This window comes from Streptomyces sp. R28 (assembly GCF_041052385.1).
In the GTDB taxonomy this organism is placed as follows: Bacteria; Actinomycetota; Actinomycetes; order Streptomycetales; family Streptomycetaceae; genus Streptomyces.
In genome coordinates, this window is sequence record NZ_CP163439.1 from 9,278,286 (window position 1) to 9,298,204 (window position 19,919).

At 70.9% G+C, this 19,919-nt stretch carries 14 protein-coding genes; 3 read left to right on the forward strand and 11 right to left on the reverse strand.

What is annotated here, in order from left to right; translation table 11 throughout:
• Nucleotides 1-2 precede the first annotated feature (2 nt).
• From AB5J49_RS40710 to AB5J49_RS40760, 11 genes are all read right to left on the reverse strand, one after another.
• A complete protein-coding gene (locus AB5J49_RS40710; RefSeq protein WP_369173906.1) occupies nucleotides 3-899 on the reverse strand; it encodes an alpha/beta fold hydrolase in 897 nt (298 codons plus the stop codon).
• A gap of 136 nt (nucleotides 900-1,035) precedes the next feature.
• Entirely contained in the window at nucleotides 1,036-1,893 is an 858-nt protein-coding gene (locus AB5J49_RS40715) for a PaaX family transcriptional regulator C-terminal domain-containing protein (RefSeq protein ID WP_369173907.1), read from the reverse strand.
• A 24-nt stretch (nucleotides 1,894-1,917) separates the two neighbouring features.
• Nucleotides 1,918-2,766 carry a hypothetical protein gene (locus AB5J49_RS40720; protein WP_369173908.1) on the reverse strand — a complete coding sequence of 283 codons (849 nt, stop codon included), beginning with the start codon at nucleotides 2,764-2,766 and terminating at the stop codon, nucleotides 1,918-1,920.
• Nucleotides 2,766-4,433 (reverse strand): PHP domain-containing protein, encoded by a 1,668-nt coding sequence (locus tag AB5J49_RS40725; RefSeq protein WP_369173909.1) that lies wholly within the window; start codon nucleotides 4,431-4,433, stop codon nucleotides 2,766-2,768. The genes AB5J49_RS40720 and AB5J49_RS40725 overlap by 1 nt, the downstream gene beginning before the upstream one ends.
• 31 nt (nucleotides 4,434-4,464) lie before the next feature.
• Entirely contained in the window at nucleotides 4,465-6,294 is a 1,830-nt protein-coding gene (locus AB5J49_RS40730) for a LamG-like jellyroll fold domain-containing protein (RefSeq protein WP_369173910.1), read from the reverse strand.
• Between the two features lie 34 nt (nucleotides 6,295-6,328).
• Complete coding sequence (locus AB5J49_RS40735) at nucleotides 6,329-9,259, reverse strand: glycoside hydrolase family 2 TIM barrel-domain containing protein (protein ID WP_369173911.1); 2,931 nt, start codon at nucleotides 9,257-9,259, stop codon at nucleotides 6,329-6,331.
• Entirely contained in the window at nucleotides 9,256-10,191 is a 936-nt protein-coding gene (locus AB5J49_RS40740) for an alkaline phosphatase family protein (protein WP_369173912.1), read from the reverse strand. Before AB5J49_RS40740 ends, AB5J49_RS40735 begins: the two co-directional genes overlap by 4 nt.
• 106 nt (nucleotides 10,192-10,297) lie before the next feature.
• Complete coding sequence (locus AB5J49_RS40745; protein ID WP_369173913.1) at nucleotides 10,298-11,167, reverse strand: carbohydrate ABC transporter permease; 870 nt, start codon at nucleotides 11,165-11,167, stop codon at nucleotides 10,298-10,300.
• Entirely contained in the window at nucleotides 11,164-12,048 is an 885-nt protein-coding gene (locus AB5J49_RS40750; protein WP_369175422.1) for a carbohydrate ABC transporter permease, read from the reverse strand. The genes AB5J49_RS40745 and AB5J49_RS40750 overlap by 4 nt, the downstream gene beginning before the upstream one ends.
• A gap of 124 nt (nucleotides 12,049-12,172) precedes the next feature.
• Nucleotides 12,173-13,453 carry an ABC transporter substrate-binding protein gene (locus AB5J49_RS40755; RefSeq protein ID WP_369173914.1) on the reverse strand — a complete coding sequence of 427 codons (1,281 nt, stop codon included), beginning with the start codon at nucleotides 13,451-13,453 and terminating at the stop codon, nucleotides 12,173-12,175.
• Between the two features lie 47 nt (nucleotides 13,454-13,500).
• On the reverse strand, nucleotides 13,501-14,553 hold the full coding sequence (locus AB5J49_RS40760) for a carbohydrate kinase family protein (RefSeq protein ID WP_369173915.1): 1,053 nt from the start codon (nucleotides 14,551-14,553) through the stop codon (nucleotides 13,501-13,503).
• 161 nt (nucleotides 14,554-14,714) lie between these two features.
• Between AB5J49_RS40760 and AB5J49_RS40765 the strand changes: the two genes are divergently transcribed.
• Genes AB5J49_RS40765 through AB5J49_RS40775 form a run of 3 tightly spaced genes read left to right on the forward strand, consistent with a single transcriptional unit; the run spans nucleotide 14,715 to nucleotide 19,919 of the window.
• Nucleotides 14,715-15,479: a DeoR/GlpR family DNA-binding transcription regulator gene (locus AB5J49_RS40765; RefSeq protein WP_369173916.1), complete on the forward strand. Its 765-nt coding sequence runs from the start codon at nucleotides 14,715-14,717 to the stop codon at nucleotides 15,477-15,479.
• A complete protein-coding gene (locus tag AB5J49_RS40770; protein WP_369173917.1) occupies nucleotides 15,476-16,816 on the forward strand; it encodes a 6-phospho-beta-glucosidase in 1,341 nt (446 codons plus the stop codon). Before AB5J49_RS40765 ends, AB5J49_RS40770 begins: the two co-directional genes overlap by 4 nt.
• A 49-nt stretch (nucleotides 16,817-16,865) precedes the next feature.
• Nucleotides 16,866-19,919, forward strand: coding sequence for an alpha-mannosidase (locus tag AB5J49_RS40775; RefSeq protein WP_369173918.1), 3,054 nt, complete (start codon nucleotides 16,866-16,868; stop codon nucleotides 19,917-19,919).

Consider the following 19,919-nt stretch of genomic DNA (forward strand, 5'->3'; position numbering starts at 1 on the left):
GGTCAGTCGTGGCCGGCGGTCGCCACGGGCTGGCGGCCGCCCAGCAGCCAGGTCACGATGTCCGGCAGTACGCGCAGCGACCCGAAGTGCGCCGCGGCCGGCTGGAGGATGGCGGTCACGCTGGGGATGCGCGCGGCCAGCCAGCGGGTGTGGCTGGGCGGGGAGAAGACGTCCTGCTCCCCGTGCCACAGCAGCACCGGCACGGAGATGTCGGCCGGGTTGAACCCCCAGGGACTGCAGAACGACAGCGCGTCGTCCACCCAGCCGTCCGCCGACACCCGCAGCGCCTCGCGGTAGTTGCGCAGCAGCATCGCCCGGACACCGGCGTCGGCGACCACCCGCAGATCGGACTCGGTGAGGTCCCGGCGCAGCTGGGAGAGCAACCGCACCGGGTCCGAGCGGATGGCGACGGAACGTTTGCGCAGGCTGGCCGCGAGCCGGTCCGGGCTGGCCAGGGCCTTGGAGTACTCGCTGACGTTGGAGGCGGCCATCCCGGCGAACCAGTCGAGGCCGTCGGCGTCGCGCGGAGCCAGACTCACCAGCACCGCGACGCGGGTCACCCGGTCCGCCAGCAGCGCCGCGCAGGCCAGCGCGTGCGGCCCGCCCCCGGAGCGGCCGACGACGGCGAAACGCTCGAAGCCCAGGGCGTCGGCGATGGCGGCGACATCGGCCGCGACGTGCGCGACCGTCCGCCCGGGCAGCGGGTCCGAGGGACCGTAGCCGGGACGGTCGTAGGTGATGAGCAGGACCTGCTGGTGGTAGAGCAGCATGGGCCGGGGCGCCGGACCGAGTCTGCTGCCGGGTGTGCCGTGCAGCAGAAACACCGGCGATCCGCCCGGATCGCCGCTGATCTCCACGGCTAATCGACGGCCGTCCCCCGAGTACACCTCTTTCCGCACCCGTCGCCTCCCCTCAGGCCCCCATCGCGATGGTGCGTGGTGTGGCTGTGCCACGGCCTATCCCCCATGGTGGCCCAGATCATCCCGGTGTGCGGGGATGTTTCCGGCTCCCGAGGCGACAGAACCGGACAGGTTGTCAGGCGCCCGACGGCCGCTGCGGTCGCTGGGCCTCCGGGGGCCGTACGGGTACGAGATCGAGGAGGTGTTCCGAGGCGTTCCGCGCGAGGGGTGTGAGCCGCTCGTACACCTGCCGGAAGGTTTTCTCGGCCGGTTCGGCGGGCCAGTCGTCCGGCAGGTGCTTGACCGGCAGCCGCGGGTCCTGGCGGATGACCCGCAGCCACTCCGCCTGCAGCCGCAGCCGCAGCGCGAGGGCGTCGTCGGCGTCCGGCAGCTGTGTCTGCCACGGTTGCCAGCGCCGTACGAACGACTCGTAGCGCGCCGCCAGTTCGGGCAGTTCCCAGGTCTCCTCGATCATCGCGCCGATGTCCATGCCGGCGTCGGCGTGCGCGCGGAACACCTTCACATGGGCGGACAGGCCGAGCTCGGCCACCAGGGACGCCACGTCGACCTCGCCCGGCGCGATCCACAGGCCGCTGAACAGCGGGCCGAAGCCGTGCCAGGTCAGCTTGGAGCGCAGGTCGTGGCGCTGTCGCTGCCAGGACTCCGGGAGCGAGAAGCCGAGCAGGGTCCAGCTGCCGTCCCAGTGCCGGTTGACGGCGCCGGTCTGCCAGATGCGGTGCTCGCCGTCGCGCAGGACGGCCACCGAACGCTCGGTCAGCCCGAAGTACATCCGGCGGCCCTCGCGCTGGCGGCGCAGCAGAGCGCGGTTCACCATCCGGGTCAGCGTCGAGCGGGTCGCCTGCTCGCCGACGCCCACGCGCGCGAAGACGTCGATGACACTGCCCGAGTACACACAGACGTCCCGCCCGAGCACCTGGTCGCCCAGGAACGTCAGCATGAGGGACTGGGGCCGCAGCGCCTCTTCACCGGTCACGCGGCCCACGGTACCTCTCGTCGATCAGTCCGTGACCTGCTGGTACGAGTGGACGGCCGTCGCCACCGCGCACACCCCGGGCGGGATCATCTGTGTGCGCAGGGTGCCGCTGTTCGCGTCGTAGTCGACACCCTCCGCCTCGAAGGTGCCCGGGCACACACTGCGCTGCTCCAGCGCGAACAGGCTCCTCACCGTGCCGGTGATCGGCCTCCCGTCCACCTTGCGCGGCAGATCCACCTGGAGCAGCGGGCGGATCTCGGGGAAGAGCGTCCCCGTGGCGTCGTTCGAGGCGCACACCAGGCGGGTGTCCGTCACGAAATCGCAGCCCTGGATGTCGCGCACCGGCTTGTCCAGGGTGATCTGCCAGGCCTCCGCCAGCTCGCCGCCGGCCCGGGGCGTGGCCGGGTTCAGCAGGGGAGCGGGGAAGACCTGGAGTCTGCTCTGCTCCCCCCATTCGCCCGACACCAGCCACTGCCCGTCGGGTGAGACGGTGGCGAAGGAGTTGTTCAGCTTCTCGCCCGGGTCGAGCCGGTGGACGTACTCGAAGCGCTTCCCGGCCGGTGTCGTCACCGCGAACATCTTGGACGTGGCCGTGTCCGGGCCCTGGTAGGCGTCGAAGGTGTGGCCGCGTGCGACGTCCGGGTCGCCGACGTGGTTCCAGCCCTTGATCCGCAGGTCCAGCGGGATGGTGGCGAGCCCGCGGTACAGCAGTGAGCCGTCCGCGCGGCTCGCCAGTCCCTGCCCGCCGCCCAGCGTGTCCGTGTACGCCGTGCCGGTCCTGGCCCAGTGCGGATCGCCGGCGGCGGACGCGGTGCCCGCGCCGAGCGCGAGGGCCCCCGATAAGCAGACCAGGGTGCGGAGATGACGCTTCATCAGGCTCCTGCCACGTCGACGAACACAGGGTTCGAATAGAACCACGTATCCGCCCACGGGTCACCGTTTCCGGGCTCGTGCGGAATCGGCCCGTGCGGGTCGACCGACGCCCCGAGGTAGCCCGCACCGTGGCGGTTGCCGTCGCTGCCGCGCAGCCGGACGTAGAAGGGCTCGTCCCCGGCGGTCAGCGGGACGCGCAGGGTGTACGTCCCCTGCCGGCCCGTCACGTCCAGCGCGCGCACGACCTTGGTGTCCGGTGCCTTCCAGGTGTCCCGGTCGGTCACCGGGCCGCGCACCGCGCCCCGGATGACGTCCACGTGCGCCAACTCGGGCACAATTCCCTGGGGGTTGGGGCGCGAGGCGGTCGTCACCGTGATGGTGAGGGTGAGCTTCTCGCCCTTGCGCACGCGCAGCCGGCCGCCCAGGGTGACGCCCCGGCCCAAGTCGCAGTCCCGCTTCAGGCGGACGTCGAGGCCGTCGAGCAGATGCCCGTGGTCGAGCCAGACCCGGCCGGCGCGCAGGCCCGCCATCACCGCGCGGTAGCCGTAGCGGGTGACGCCGACGTGGGTGCGGCTGAACTGGCCCGGCCAGAAGTCGCTGCCCGGCTGCGGGGTGGTGGTGTCGACCGGGTCCGGCAGCTTGCCGGTGTTGTCGAAGTTCTGGCCCGCCGGCCAGTCGCCGTTCTTCCAGGTGTCGAAGACGATGCGGTGGGCGTCGGAGTTCGTGGTGATCGAGAACAGGCTGCCTTCGGCCAGCATCGAGTCCCACAGACCGCCGACCGTCGCGCTCGCCCAGTCGAAACCGCCGTACGTCAGGTACGCGTCCGCCGGGTAGCCGGTCCAGGACTGGGCCGACGGCTTGTTCTCGTACTCGCCGCGGATCGAGTTCGTACCGCGCCAGCCGGGGATGGCCGCGCCCTGGGCGCCCGGTGCGCCCTCCATGCCGATCATGATCTCGGGGGCCGCGTCGCGCCAGGCGCGCATCTCGTGCGGGGAGTCGATGCCGAGGCGCATCGGGTGGTTGGCGAGGACGAGCACGTCGTCGACGTAGCCGGTGCGGCGCTGTTCGGCCAGCCACTTGATGGCCTTGACGGCGTGGGCCTCGTTGCGGGCGGTGTCCGCGGCACCCGCTGAGCCTTCCGTGTAGCCGAGCAGCTTGCCGTCGTAGGCGCTCTCGAACTGCGTGAGCAGGTCGACCTCGTGCCCGCCGGGCGCCGCGAAGACCGTGCAGTGCTCGGCGGCCGGGATGTACCACTCCAGGCCCTGGAAGATCAGCTGGCGCGGGTTCTCGGCGCGCGCCTTGAGGATCTCCTCGTGCTCCAGCGGGGCGCCGTACTTGGCGTGTCCGAAGTTGGAGTGCTCGGTGAACACCATCCAGTCCAGGCCGTACCTGGCGCCCGCGGCGGCCAGTTGGGAGAACGTGTACTTGGCGTCGTGGCTGTAGACGGAGTGGATGTGGTGGTCGCCGACGAGGTAGGCGAGGCGGGGGTCGTCGCCGCCGAGACGTCTGTCGTCGTCAGCCAGCGCCGGGGTCGCGGAGCCGAGGGCGAACGCGGCGCCGAACAGGCCCGCGCGGCGCAGGAGTCCGCGTCTGGAGACGCCCTGGGCGTCCAGGAAGGCGGGGGCGACGGACGGGTCGGCCCAGGTGGGGAGCTGCTGCTCGGTCATGGTGGTCCTTGAAGGGCGTCGGTGACGGGCGTCAGTGGGTCATGAAGGACTTGACGGGCAGCGCCCGCGCGACGATCCGGACGTCGCCGAGGCGGCCGTGCAGGATCTGGTCGATCTTGCCGCCGTACTCGTAGCCGCCGAGCAGCCACGGCAGCCCGACGGACGTGATGCCGATCGAGCGCGCCTTCGGATTGCGGACCACCGGGCAGCCCTCGACGTACATGGTGGTGTGCTCGCCGTCGTTGACGACTGCCAGGTGCCACCAGGTCTCCAGTGGGGTCTCCTGGGCCCAGTTGGTGGCGATGCCCTCCTGGTTGAGCGGGCGCATCGCCCACTGCGGCTCGCGGTCGTTCGACAGGGAGAGCGTGGCGAGCGGCTCGTCCGGGTCGTCGGCGGTCTTGCCGGCGGCGCCGCCCGTGCCGGTCCGGCTCAGCAGGCCGGACCAGGCGTGGTGGTCGGGGTCCCAGTCGGCCGGGAGGCGGTAGAACGCCTCGATGGTGTAACCGTCCCCGAACGTCGCCGAGTTGAGCGGGGCCCCGTCGACCGTGCGCAGGTACGCGCCCTTCAGCGGGGACTTGAAGCCCTGGAACTCCAGGCTGCCGTGGCCGGGCTGGTCGGGGTGGTGGTCGGCGGACCAGCCCAGCTTTCCGCCGCCCACCGTGACGAGCGCGAGGTCGTTGCCGCGCCCGGACAGGTCACGGACCGTGGTGCCCTGTACCGGCTGCTCGAAGCGCCAGTACGCCACCGTGCCCGGGATCAGCATCCGCGAGGCGGGGCGCTCCGCGCGCGCGGGCACCGGGGCGAAGCCGGAGAAGCGGTCGGCGAAGTCGATCTCGACGCTGAACCGGTCGGCGTCACCGCTGAGTTCGATCTCCTGCCGCTCCAGCTCGTTGAGCCCCCGGGCGGCCCGGCCGAGGATCCAGGGGGAGACCGTCTCCACGTCGATGACGTTCCGGTCCAGGTCGAAGCGGTACAGGCGGATCATCGCCGCGCCGCCGAAGTAGCGGTTCTGGTAGTTCGTCAGATGCAGGTGGACGTCGTTACCGGCCGCGTTCTTGCGGGTCGCCCGGCCGGCGGGCCAGTAGTGCCCGTTGAGGGTGAGGAAGATCTGGTCGTGGTCCTCGATCAGCTGGTCCCACAGCTGCTGCCCGTACGCCGAGAGGGAGTCGTCCTCGACGACCAGCTCGTGGGTGGTGAGGACGACCGGCGTCTTCGGGTGCCGGGCGAGGACGTCCTTGGCCCACGCGTAGCCCTTCGCCGACAGCCGCCAGTCCAGCGCGAGCACCATCCACTCGCGGCCGGCGGCCTTGAAGAGGTGGAAGCTGTTGTAGCCGTCGGGGGAGGCGCCCCCGAACGTCTTCTGTCCCTGGAACCGCTTCGGCCCGAAGGCGTCCAGATACGGCGTCGCACCGCGCTGGTCGTCCGTCGACGACTTCACGTCGTGGTTGCCGGCGAGGACGCTGTAGCCCACGCCCCGCCGGTCCAGGAGCCGGAACGCCTCGCTGATGGCGGCGACTTCGGGCTGGGTGCCGTTCTGGGTGAGGTCGCCGAGGTGGGACAGGAAGACGATGTTCTCCTTGCGGCCGTGCTCCAGCAGATAGCGCAGGGACGCCTCGACCGGCGCCTTGTCGATGCTCGGCCCGTCGAAGAGGTACTGGGTGTCGGGCATCACGGCGAGCGTGAAGCGACGGCTGTCGGGGTCGGGCCGCCAGGGCTCCGTGACTGCCGCTTGAGCTTCGGCCGGCAGCGCGACCGAGGCGGTGGCGGCGGCGCCGATCAGTGCCGTGGCCCGGAGGAAACTGCGTCTTCCGGCGCCGGCCTGCGCGGCCTCGCCCTGGTCGTGCGCATGCGACGTACACATGGGTGCTCCATGAAGAGAAGGAGAGAAAAGGAGTTCAGAGGACGCGCAGGGTCCAGCTCCAGCGGTGGATGCCCGGTGCGACGCGATAGGAGGGGAAGGTGTCGGGGCCGCACGAGGCCGTGCCGAGGCCTCGGTGCGCCGCGTCGATGTGCACCACGCAGCCGGGGCGCGGCACCAGTTCGTCGTGGTGCGCGGCGGCGGTCAGGTCCTCGGCGCGGTAGCGGGTGACGGAGACCTGGCGTGGCTCGTCGAGCACCACCGTGAGGCCGGTGGCGTCCGGCGCGGACAGCGTGAACCGCCGTACGCCGTGTCGGCCACCGCTCTCCTGCGGGCGCAGGTAAGGGGTGAACAGGTCGTCGACGGGGATGGAGTGGTGGCCCACCGGGGCGCCCGCGCTGCGGTCGGGATACGACTCCCAGGGCCCCTGCCCGAACCAGTCCAGCAGGTCGAGCCCCGCGATCGTCTCGAAGACCGTGCCGACCCGGGCCACGTCGTCGAACGCCTCCGGCAGCTCGGCCTCCTCCTCGACCCGGACGCCGCCCTCGACGGGCGTGAGCACCTGGCGGTGCCGTACGACCCCGCTCGCGCCCGCGTACTCGGTCTGCACCACCACGTGTCCGGCGTCCTGGCGCACCGACACGACCTTGCGCACCAGTGCGTCGAGTCCCCAGGTCCGCCAGCGCTGCGCCATGCCGCCCAACTCGTCGTTGTCGGTGGGCGCACGCCACAGGGAGAGCGTGGGTGCCACCGTAAGCAGCGGGTGGACGAGGAGCCCCTCGCCGTCCACGTCGACCTGCCGGGCCACGGCAGGGACGTCGACCGGGGCGGGCCCGCGCAGCCGCACCTGCGGCACGCACACCTCCGTGCCGCGCGGCGCCCACGGCAGGTCCCGCGCCGTCGTCACCCGCAGCGTCAGCCACGCCTCGCCGCCGTCCTCGGGCAGCGCGAACGGCAGCGGCACCGCCGCCGTCTCGCCCGGGCACAGCTCGGGCAGCTCGGCCGGCGCGGTCACCTTGCGACCGTCCTCCAGGGACAGCTCCCATGCGGCGGCCAGCCAGTCGAAGCCGCGGAAGTGCTGGTGGTTGGTCAGGACGACGCCCTCGTGCCGGAAGCACTCGATGCGCACCGGCGCCGCGATCTCCCGGTGCTCGTACATCGCCGGCTTGGGCGTGCGGTCGGGAAACACCACGCCGTCCGCGATGAACGCGCCGTCGTGGATCGTCTCGCCGAAGTCACCGCCGTACGCCCAGCGGTACCCGGGCGCGGCGACACCGTTGTCATAGAGCCCGGCGCCCCCACGCCCGACCGGTCTTCCGTCGCTCACACGTTGCAGAATCCCGTGGTCCCAGAACTCCCAGATGAACCCGCCCTGAAGACCTGGGGTGGCCTCGATGGCAGCCCAGTGGTCTGCCAGCGTGCCGTTGCTGTTGCCCATGGCGTGCGAGTACTCGCACTGGATGAGCGGCTTGGTCTGCTCACCCGACAACGTGTGGGCGACGCAGTCCTCCAGCGGCGCGTACATCGGGCAGGCGATGTCGGAGGCGAGCCCCGGGTCCGCCCAGCCGAGCTTGGCCGCCCCCTCGTACTGGATCGGCCGGGTCGGGTCGTGCCGGCGTACCCAGCCCGCCGCGGCGTCGTGGCCCGCGCCGTAGTCGGACTCGTTGCCCAGCGACCAGATGATGACCGACGGATGGTTCTTGTCGCGCAGCACCATCCGCGAGACCCGGTCCACGAAGGCGTTCAGATAGCGCGGGTCGTCGGCGATCTCGTGGGCGTGGTCGTGGGACTCGATGTCCGCCTCGTCGACGACGTAGAGCCCGAGCTCGTCGGCGAGGTCGTACAGCGTCGGGTCGTTCGGGTAGTGGGCGGTGCGGATGGCGTTGAAGCCGAACCGCTTGAGCAGGACCAGGTCCGCGCGCATGTCGTCGTACGACACCGTCCGGCCCGTCAGGGGATGGAAGTCGTGCCGGTTCACGCCCCGGATGAACACCCGCTCGCCGTTGACCAGCAGGTCCCGGCCGACGATCTCGACGTCCCGGAAGCCGATCCGGTGCCGGGAGGTGTCGGCGACCGTGCCGTCGGCGCGGTGCAGCCGGACGGTCAGGCCGTACAGCTCGGGCGTCTCCGCGTTCCAGGTCCGCACCTCGGGGACGGTGGTCAGCAGCCGGGCCTCGCCGAGGAAGTCGGAGACGCGCTCGTCCTCGACGTTCGCGCGGTCGAACTCCGCGTCCTGCGTGAGGGGTCGGCCGTCCAGATCCCCCGTGAGGTACCACCCCGCGGGCAGCGCGCCGCCCGCGTCCCGCACCCGGCAGTCGACCTGCAGCTCACCGCTGTACCGCGCGCGCACGGTCACATCCGCGAGATACAGCGGATCCGTCGCGTACAACAGCACCGAGCGAGTGATCCCGCCGTGCCACCACTGGTCCTGGTCCTCGATGTGCGAGGCGTCGGACCATTTGACGACGGTGAGCCGTACGGCCGCGGGCGAGCCGGGGCGGACGACCCCCGTCAGATCGAACTCGGCGGCCAGATGGGAGTCCTTGGAGAGGCCCACCGGCCGCCCGTCCACGTGCACCAGCAGCACACTCTCGGCGGCCCCGACCTGGAGCACGATCCGGCGTCCGGCCCAGTCCGCGGGGACCTCCACCTCGCGCTCGTACACGCCCGTCGGGTTGGCGGCGGGCGAGTGGGGCGGGTACTCGGGGAAGGGCATCCGGATGTTGCTGTACTGCGGCAGGTCGTCGGCGCCCTGCATGGTCCAGACGCCGGGGACCTGCGAGGAGGACCAGGGACCGCCGACCGGCGCATCCGGAGCGGACAGCAACTTCAGGCGCCAGTCGCCGTCCAGGGGGAGTGCTCCGGCGCGCCGGTCGACGGCGTTCATGGGGAGTCGCCCCCAGGAGGTCACCTCGGGTGCCTCCCAGGGGCGCAGCGCGATCAAGGGGTCGAGGGGTGCGTCGATCATGACCATTCCGAAGTCGGTGCGGTGGGCCGGGGCAGGGGGCGGCCTTGCAGGCCCCAGGCAGGGTCGATGGGGATGCCGAGACGGTCCAGGACGGTGGGGGCGATGTCGATGAGGCGGGGTGTGTCGAGCCGGGTGCCGTCGGGCACGCCGGGCTCGGCGAGGATGACGAAGACTTCCCGCTCGGCACGGGTGTCGCCGCCGTGGCCACCGGTGTCGAGGTGACCGTGGTCCGTGGTGACCAGCACGGTCCAGTGCTCGTCGGGGCGGCCGGGGTCCGAGCGCCGGGCATCGATCGCCTCCAACAGCCGCCCGAGGTGGGCGTCCTGGGCGCGGAGGGCGTCGTCGTAGGCGGGGGAGAGGGGGCCCGTGGCGTGGCCCGCTTCGTCGGTGGCGCCGAAGTACACGAACACGGCGTCTGGGTCGCCCCTGGTGAGCCAGCGTGTGACGGTGCGGGCGACGCGGCGGTCCGCGGTCTCGTAGCCGCGGCACTCGCCGTTGTAGCGCACGCGCCGGCCGATGGCGCGGCCGAGGGTGCCGCGGCGGACCAGTTGCGGCCAGGACACCGCGGCCGCGGTGCGCAGGCCGGGCCGGGCGGTGGCGGCGCGCGTCAGGAAGTCGGGGTAGCGGGCATAGGCGGCGCCGGTGAAGTCGTTGCCGGTCACCCCGTGCCGGTCGGGCCACACGCCGGTCAGCACGCTCGACCAGCCGGGGCCGGAGTCGGTGTAGGCCATGCTGGTGGACGGCCCGCCGTCGGCCTGGCCGTCCGGCTCGCCGTAGGGCAGCAGGCTGGTGCCGTGGGCGCCCGCGGCCATCAGGCCGTGCAGCACGGGTGCGTTGGCCGGCCGGCGGGTCAGCCGATCGAAGCGGAGTCCGTCCATGCCCACCACGAGCACCTTGCCGTGGGCGGTGACCTCGGCGTCGACGTCCGTCACTGTCTACCTCCACCACTAAGAGCTCGGGACCGACTGTCGGTTCTTGGCTGCACGCTCGATGTGGCTGGTCGCGCAGTTCCCCGCGCCCCTTTCGGGGCGCAACCGCCTAGCTCCCCTGCACCGCCCCTTCCGTGGCGCCCGCGATGAACCCGCGGGCGAAGATCGTGAAGACCACGACCAGCGGGAGGGCCGCCATGAGCACACCGGCCATGACCATGCTGTAGTCGGTGTTGTGGCCGAGGTTGAGCTGGGCCAGCTCCACCTGGAGCGTGACGTGGTCGGGGTTGGTGAGCACGATGAGCGGCCAGACGTAGTCGTTCCAGGCGCCGACGAAGGCGTAGATGGCAAGGAAGGACAACGCGGGCCTGATCATCGGCAGCGCGATGTTCCAGTACTGACGGAAGAAGCCGGCGCCGTCGATGCGCGCCGCGTCGAGCAGTTCGTCGGGTACGCCGTTCTCGATGTACTGGCGCAGCCAGAAGATGCCGAAGGCGTTGGAGAGGGCGGGCCAGACCAGTGCCTTGAGCATGCCGACCCAGCCGATCTCGGACATCAGGATGAACTGCGGCAGTACGGCCAGTTGGAGCGGCAGCATCATGAACACCAGCAGCGTGCCGAAGAGCACCTTGCGCCCGGGGAAGTCGAACTTGGCGAAGGCGAAGGCCGCCAGGGAGTCGATGAACAGCACCAGGACCGTCGTGACGCACGCGACGACGATCGTGTTGAGCATCGACCCGAAGAAGTCGATCGTGTCGAGCACATGCCGGATGTTCTCCAGCAGGTGGGAGCCGAAGGTCAGCTTCGGTGGGCTCTTGTATATGTCCTTGGTGGTGTTGGTCGCCATCACGATCGTCCACACGAACGGGAAGACCGAGATCAGGACGGCCACCATGAGCAGGATGTGCGCGGTCAGGCCCTTGGGGCGGCGCAGCCGCTTCGCGCCGGTGGCCGGCCGCGGCGTGGCGGCTGTCGTCATGACTTCCTCCCTCGTTGCACGATGCGCCAGTTGATGACGACGAGCACGATGATCAGTACGAAGAAGGCCCACACGATGGCCGCGCCGTAGCCGTAGTCGTTGTCGAGGAAGGCCGACTGGTAGAAGTACAGCAGCGTGGTCAGGCCCGCCTGGCCCGGTCCGCCGAGGTTCTGGTTGGCGGCGTTGCTGGCGAAGAGCACCTGGGGTTCGCTGAAGCTCTGCAGGCCGTTGATGGTGGAGATGACGACCGTGAACAGGATGATCGGCCGCATGATCGGAATGGTGATCTGGAAGAAGGTCCGCACCGGCCCGGCGCCGTCCATCTTGGCCGCCTCGTAGACCGACGGGGGGATGGCCTGGAGGCCGGCCAGATAGATGATCATGTTGTAGCCGGTCCACATCCACGTCATCAGCAGCGCGATCACCACTTTGATCAGCCACGGATTGCTCAGCCACGCGACGGGCGCGATGCCGACCGTGCCCAGGATCGCGTTCACGAGGCCGAAGTTGTTGCTGAACACCGCGCCGAAGAAGATCGCCACGGCGACGATCGACGTGACGTTCGGTACGTAGAGGGCGATGCGGTAGAAGCCCTTGAAGCGGCGCACCGAGTGCAGCAACGTGGCCAGTACCAGGGCGCCGAACAGGGTGGGAACGGTGGACAGGACCCAGATCGCCAGGGTGTTGCGGATCGACAGCCAGAAGATCGGGTCGTTCCAGAGGAACTCGAACTGCTGCAGGCCGACGAACTGCTTGGTGCCCAGGCCGTCGTAGCGCTGGAAGGCCAGATAGAGCGAATAGAAGACGGGGACGAAGGAGAAGGCGGCGAAGATCAGGTAGAAGGGCGAGATCGCCAGGTACTGCCGCCAGTACGACAGCACCCCGCGACGCCTGGGCCGTGCGGTGCCCGCGGGCGGCGTGCGCCGCGGGCGGAAGCGGGCCGGGCCCGGCCCGCCGCGGTGCCCGCGCACCGGGGCGGGGCCGGTGACCGGAGGTGACGACACCTCAGCTCACCCCCTGTCGCCTGGCGATCTGCTTGGCCTGGCTGACCGCGTCCTTCCAGGCGTCGTCGGGCTTCTTGCCCTTGGCCTCGATGCTGCTCAGCTCGGCCATGAAGGGCGCCATGACCGCGGAGTCGGCGGGCGCCTCGTAGCTCACCGGGATGGCCTCGGCGGCCGGGCCGAAGACCTCGATGATCTTCTGACCGCCGAAGAAGGCGTCGGGGCCCGTCATGGCTGCCATCGAGTACGTCGCCGGAGAGGCGGGGAAAATGGTGGCGTCGGTGTAGCTCTTGGCGTTGTTGTCGGGGCTGAGGATCCAGCTGATGATCTTGAAGGCCGCTTCGGGGTTCCGGCACTGCGAGGGCAGGGCGAGGTAGGAGCCGCCCTGGTTGGCCGGTCCGCCCGGCGTCGCGCAGACCCGCCACTTGCCCTTGGTGCCCGGGGCCGCCGACTCGATGTCCAGCGCGTGCCAGGCGGCGCCGAGTTCGGTGGTCAGGTTCTTGCCGATGGCGGCGTTCCACGTGTTGTCGTTGATCTTGGCGTCGAGGCCGAGCGTGTAGGGGCGTATCGCCGTGGTCCACGCGGCGCGGATGTGGTCCTGGTCGCCGATGAAGTGGTTGTCCTCGTCGATGAACCGCTTGGTGCCCTGGCCGACCGCGATGTTGAACACCGAGCTGATGTTGTTGATCAGGAAGGTGCCGGGCGCCGCCTTCTTCAGCTCGGAGCCGAGGGCGAAGTAGTCGTCCCAGGTCGTGGCCTCGGCGGCCACCTTGTCGGGGTCGGTGGGTAGCCCGGCCTTGTCGAACAGGTCCGCGCGGTAGAAGAGCGCGGTGGGACCGATGTCGATCGGGAACCCGATCTGCTTGCCGTCCTTGGTCTGGGCGAGCTTGGTCTTCCACTCCAGGTACTGGGACGAGATCTTCTTGAAGCCCAGGTCGTTCAGGTCGAGGAAGCGGTCGGCGTTGGGCAGGAAGGAGGCGATGTCCTCGCCCTTGATGCCGGTGATGTCGGGCACCGAGGAGCCGGCTGCCGCGAGGGTGGTGGTGAGCTTCTGCTTGAAGTCGCCGCCGATGGACGCCGCGGTCAGCTTGATCTGGCCGCCGAAGTGCGCCTTGGCCTCGGCGACCACCTTGTCGCTGAGGGCGCCACCCCAGTACCACAGGGTGAGGTCCTTGCCGTTCTTGGTGCGGGTCGATTCCGAGCCGCCGCCGCAGGCGACGGTCAGGCCGGAGGCGGCCGCGGTGAGCACGGCGGCCTGGAGGAAGCCTCTACGAGAAAGGTCCACGGGTCACTCCTGTTGTTCCTGTACGACGTGGAGAGGGGGTGTGAGGGTCAGTGCCGCCGTTCGCCGGCGCGCGGGCCCACGGGTGTGGGACCGGCCGGCGGGGTGACGGGGGCGTGGCGCACGGGCGGGCCGACATCGGCCGGGATGCGGTGCGCGAGGAAGCCGTACGCGCGTCGCAGTTCGGGGTCCTTCACCGACCGCCACCAGCGATCGACGCCGTACCAGCCGGGGGCCGCCAGTGCCCCGCCGTGGTGCCGCACGGACAGCCCGGCGGCGAGCACGGCGAACCTGAGCCGTTCCTCCAGCGGCCAGCCGCCCAGCGAGGCCGCGACGAAGCTCGCCCCGAACACGTCCCCGGCGCCCGTCGCGTCGAGGACGTCGACGTCCAGGGCGGGTACCTCCGCGTATTCGCCGGTCGTCTGGTCGACCGCGACGGCACCCTCGCCCCCGCGTGTCACCACGGCGACCGGAACCAGCTCGCTGAGCGTACCTAGGGCCGCGACCGCGCTGTCGGTGCGGGTGTAGGCCATCGCCTCGGTCTCGTTGGGGAGGAAGGCGTGGCACAGGGCGAGTTGCTCGAGCAGGTCGGCCGACCACTGCTGGGTGGGGTCCCAGCCGACGTCGGCGTAGATCCGCGTGCCGTTCGCGGCGGCCTTGGCCAGCCACTCGCGGGGTTCGGCCTCGATGTGCACGAGGGCCGTGCGCGCCTTCGGCGGGTCGCCCGTCAGCGTGTCCTGCGAGTACGGGGGCTCCTGGCCGTGGGTGACCAGAGCCCGGTCGTGGCCGTAGGCGAGGGAGACGGTGACCGGGGTGGGCCAGCCGTCCGCCGTGCGGGAGAGCGAGAGGTCGATGTCCTCCTGGTCGCACAGGACGTCCCGGCACCACTCGCCGTAGAGGTCGTCGCCGAACACCGTGGCCAGCGAGGTCTTGAGGCCGAAGCGGGCGGCGGCCACCGCCAGGTTGGCGATTCCGCCCGGGCCGCAGCCCATGCCGCCCGTCCAGATCTCCTCGCCCGGGGTCGGCGGCTTCCCGAGCCCCGTGAGGACGAGGTCGTAGAAGAGCAGCCCGGTCAGCAGCACATCGGGCCGGTCGTCGTCCACGGATCGCGTCCTCTCGCTCGTGCTCCCGCTCGGCAGAGCTCGGAGATCGTCAAAACTCTTCATTTCGGTGAGCGGAATCGTGCGCCGATCGGAGAGATTGGTCAATACCCGAGCAGAAATGAGCATGGCGATGATTGAAGATGACGAGTAGTGTTCACGCCGTGCTGGCAGAACGACGACACCAACTCATCCTGCGGGCCCTGCGCGCCGGGGGCCCGGCGGCTGTGACCGACCTCTCCGAGCAGCTGGGTGTGAGCCCGGCCACGATCAGGCGTGACCTGGTCAAACTCGAGGAGGACGGCCTGCTGACGCGGGTGCACGGCGGCGCGGTCGCGGACGAGGGCGACCAGCCCTTCGCCGAGGTCGCCGAGATGCGCGTGCCCGAGAAGGACGCGATAGCCGCGCACGCCGCAGCGATGATCGAAGATGGTCAGTCGGTGCTGCTCGACATCGGCACCACCGCCTTCCGGCTGGCCCGCCAGCTGCACGGCCGCCGGCTCACCGTGATCACCAGCAATCTGGTGGTCTACGAGGAGCTCGCCGACGACGAGGCCATCGAGCTGGTGCTGCTCGGCGGCATGGTCCGCCGCGAGTACCGCTCCCTGGTCGGCTTCCTCACCGAGGACAATCTGCGCCAGCTGCATGCCGACTGGCTCTTCCTGGGCACCAGTGGAGTGCGGCCGGGCGGGCAGGTGATGGACACGACGGTCGTCGAGGTGCCGGTCAAGCGGGCCATGATCAGGGCCGGCGACAAGGTCGTGCTGCTCGCCGACGCGGCGAAGTTCCCCGGTACGGGTATGGCGAAGGTGTGCGGTCCGGACGACCTGGACGTGGTGGTGACGAACGCGCCGGTCGATGCGGCGACCCGGTCCTCCCTGGCGGAGGCGGGCGTCGAGGTGGTCGTGGCAGGAAAGGTGCAAGCGTGAAACTGACGATTCTGGGCGGCGGAGGATTCCGCGTACCGCTCGTGTACGGAGCGCTCCTGACGGACCGCGCCGAAGGCCGGGTCACCCACGTCGTGCTGCACGACCTGGACGCGCAGCGGCTCTCCGCGGTGACCCGCGTCCTCGCCGAGCAGGCGGCCGGGGTGCCGGACGCGCCCGAGGTGAGCGCCACGACCGACCTCGACGAGGCGTTGCGCGGCGCCGACTTCGTCTTCTCGGCGATCCGCGTCGGCGGCCTGGAAGGCAGGGCGAACGACGAGCGGGTCGCGCTCGCCGAGGGCGTCCTCGGCCAGGAGACGGTCGGCGCAGGCGGCATCGCCTACGGCCTGCGCACGGTCCCGGTCGCCGTCGACATCGCCCAGCGGGTGGCGCGCCTCGCGCCGGACGCCTGGGTCATCAACTTCACCAACCCGGCGGGCCTGGTCACCGAGGCCATGTCCCGCCACCTCGGCGACCGCGTCATCGGCATCTGCGACTCGCCGGTCGGCCTCGGCCGCCGTATCGCCCGCGTGCTCGGCGTGAAGAACCCCGGCGAGGCGTGGATCGACTACGTCGGCCTCAACCACCTGGGCTGGGTCCGCGGCCTGCGCGTCGCCGGCCGTGACGAGCTGCCGCGCCTGCTCGCCGACCCCGACCTGCTCGGCTCCTTCGAGGAGGGCAAGCTCTTCGGCGTCGACTGGCTCCGCTCGCTCGGCGCGATCCCGAACGAATACCTGCACTACTACTACTTCAACCGGGAAGCCGTCCGCGCCTACCAGCAGGCCGACAAGACCCGCGGCGCCTTCCTGCGCGACCAGCAGGCCGGTTTCTACGAGCAGATGCGCGACCCGGATGCCTCCGCCCTGGATGTCTGGGACCGCACCCGCGCCGAGCGCGAGGCCACCTACATGTCCGAGAACCGGGAGACGGCGGGCGCCGGCGAGCGCGACGCCGACGACCTGTCCGGCGGCTACGAGAAGGTGGCGCTCGCGCTGATGCGGGCCATCGCCCGCGACGAGCGCACGACCCTGATCCTCAACGTGCGCAACCAGGACACCCTGTCCGTCCTCGACACCGACGCCGTCATCGAGGTGCCGTGCCTGGTCGACGCCAACGGGGCCCACCCGGTAGCCGTCGCCCCGTTGCCCGACCACGCCACCGGGCTCGTCTGCGCGGTCAAGGCGGTCGAGCGCGAGGTGCTCGCCGCCGCCGAGTCCGGCTCCCGTACGACCGCGGTGAAGGCCTTCGCGCTGCACCCGCTCGTCGACTCCGTGAACGTGGCCCGTCGGCTCGTCGACGGCTACACCGGCGTCCACCCCGGTCTCGCGTACCTTAAGTAGGCACCCCGACGGAAAGCGCTTTCCCGCTCGCCCTCTCTGGAGAACCCTCATGCACGACGAACGCCGCCGGATCGAAGAACGCGTCGAGCGCCTCCACGACCAGCGCATCAAGCCCGCGATCTACGCGGCCACCGTCCCCTTCGAGGTCGAGGCCTGGCAGGCGCCGGGAGAGCCGGTGCCCTTCGCTCAGGCCGCCGCCGCGCCGTACGAGCCCTTCGCCATGGACACCCCGTGGGGCCCGCCCTGGGGCACCACCTGGTTCCGGATGCGCGGCCAGGTGCCGGCCGGGTTCGCCGGCCGGCGGGTCGAGGCCGTGATCGACCTCGGCTTCGTGGGCGACTGGCCCGGCAACCAGGCCGAGGCGCTGGTGCATCTGCTGGACGGCACGCCGCTGAAGGCGGTCAACCCCCTCAACCAGTACGTGCCGATCGCCAACCCGGCGACGGGCGGGGAGACGATCGAGTACCTGGTCGAGGCGGCGTCCAACCCGGACATCCTGGCGAACAACTTCTCGGCCCCCACCCCGCTCGGCGACGTCCTCACGGCGGGGGACAAGCCCCTCTACACCTTCCAGCGCGCCGACATCGCGGTCCTCGACGAGGAGGTCTGGCACCTCGACCTCGACCTCCAGGTGCTGCGCGGGCTCATGGTCCACCTCGGTGAGCACGAGCCGCGCCGCCACGAGATCATGCACACCCTGGACCGGGCCATGGACGCCCTGGACCTCGACGACATCTCCGGCAGCGCCGCCGCCGTCCGCGAGGTGCTCGCCCCGGCGCTGGCCAGGCCCGCCCACGCCAGCGCGCACACGGTCTCCGGTGTCGGCCACGCCCACATCGACTCGGCCTGGCTGTGGCCGATCCGGGAGACGAAGCGCAAGACGTCCCGCACCTTCTCCAACGTCACGTCCCTGGCCGACGAGTACGACGACTTCATCTTCGCCTGCTCGCAGGCCCAGCAGTACGAGTGGGTGCGCGACAACTACCCGCACGTGTGGGCCCGGATCCAGGAGTCCGTGAAGAAGGGCCAGTGGGCGCCGGTCGGCGGCATGTGGGTCGAGGCCGACGGCAACCTGCCCGGCGGCGAGGCCATCGCCCGCCAGCTCGTCCACGGCAAGCGGTTCTTCATCGAGCACTTCGGCGTCGAGACCAAGGGCGTCTGGCTGCCGGACTCCTTCGGCTACACCGCCGCCTACCCGCAGCTGGCCAAGCTCGCCGGCAACGAGTGGTTCCTGACCCAGAAGATCTCCTGGAACCAGACCAACAAGTTCCCCCACCACACCTTCTGGTGGGAGGGCATCGACGGCACCCGCATCTTCACCCACTTCCCGCCCATCGACACCTACAACGCCCGCTTCAGCGGCGAGGAGATGGACCGGGCCGTCCGCAACTACTCCGAGAAGGGCGGCGGCACACGCTCCCTCGCCCCCTTCGGCTGGGGCGACGGCGGTGGCGGCCCCACCCGCGAGATCATGGAGCGGGCGCGCCGGCTCGCCGACCTGGAGGGCTCCCCGAAGGTCGTCGTCGAGCACCCGGACGAGTTCTTCGCCAAAGCCCGCGAGGAGTACCCGGACGCTCCCGTGTGGGTCGGCGAGCTCTACCTGGAGCTGCACCGCGCCACCTACACCTCGCAGGCCCGCACCAAGCAGGGCAACCGCCGCTCCGAACACCGGCTCCGCGAGGCCGAGTTGTGGGCGACGACGGCGGCACTGCACGCGCCGGGCTACGCGTACCCGTACGAGAAGCTGGACCGGTTGTGGAAGACGGTCCTGCTGCACCAGTTCCACGACATCCTGCCGGGTTCGTCGATCGCCTGGGTACACCGTGAGGCGGAGGCCGAATACGCCCGTGTGGCCGAGGAGTTGGAGGCGCTGACCGCCGAGGCCGTGACCGCGCTGGGCGCCGACGGCACGCGCGTGTTCAACACCAGCCCCTTCGACCGGGCCGAGGTCGTCCGCACCCCCGACGGCGCACCGGCGTACGTCCAGGTGCCCGCGAGCGGCAGCGCGCCGCTGACCGGTGCCGAGCCCGCGCAGTCGGTGAAGGTGCGGGACCGGGTCCTCGACAACGGCCTGGTGCGTGTCGAGGTGGCCGAGGACGGCACCCTGTCCTCCGTGTTCGATCTGCGGGCGAACCGCGAGGTGCTCGCCGACAAGGGCAACCTCCTGCGCCTGCACACCGACCTGCCGAACTACTGGGACGCCTGGGACATCGACAAGCACTACAAGAACCGCTACACGGATCTGCTGGACGCCGACGCGGTGGCCGTCGTCGAAGAGGACCCGCTGCGCGGCGCGATCCGCGTCACGCGTTCCTTCGGCAAGGGCTCGAAGGTCACCCAGACCATCACCGTCCGCGCCGACAGCCCCCGCATCGACTTCGAGACCGAGATCGACTGGCACGAGGCGGAGAAGATCCTCAAGGCGGGCTTCCCGGTCGACATCCGCGCCCCGCACTCCTCCGCCGAGATCCAGTTCGGCCACATCCAGCGGCCCACCCACACCAACACCAGCTGGGAGGCGGCCCGCTTCGAGGTCTCCGGCCACCGCTGGGTGCACATCGCCGAGCCCGGCTACGGCGTCGCCGTCATCAACGACTCGACGTACGGCCACGACGTCTCCCGCACGGTCCGCGAGGACGGCGGTACGACGACCCGGGTCAGCCTCAGCCTGGTCCGCGCCCCGCGCATCCCGGACCCCGAGGCCGACCAGGGCAAGCACCGCTTCACCTACTCCCTGCTCCCCGGCGCGAGCATCGAGGACGCCGTCGCCGAGGGCTACGCCCTCAACCTCCCCGTGCGGGTGGCGGATGCGGCGGGCGCGCCCGAGCCGGTCGTCTCGGTGGACGGCAACGGCGTCACCGTCGAGGCGGTCAAGCTGGCCGACGACCGGTCCGGCGACGTCGTCGTACGCCTCTACGAGTCCGGCGGCGGCCGCGCGAGCGGGGTCGTGCGCACGGGCTTCCCGCTCGCGGGTGCCCAGGTGACCGACCTGCTGGAGCGCCCGCTTGAGGACGCGGACGTCACAGGCGACGGCGGGGTCGCGGTCGCCCTGCGCCCGTTCCAGGTCCTCACCCTGCGCCTGCGGCGCGCGGAAGGGAGCTGA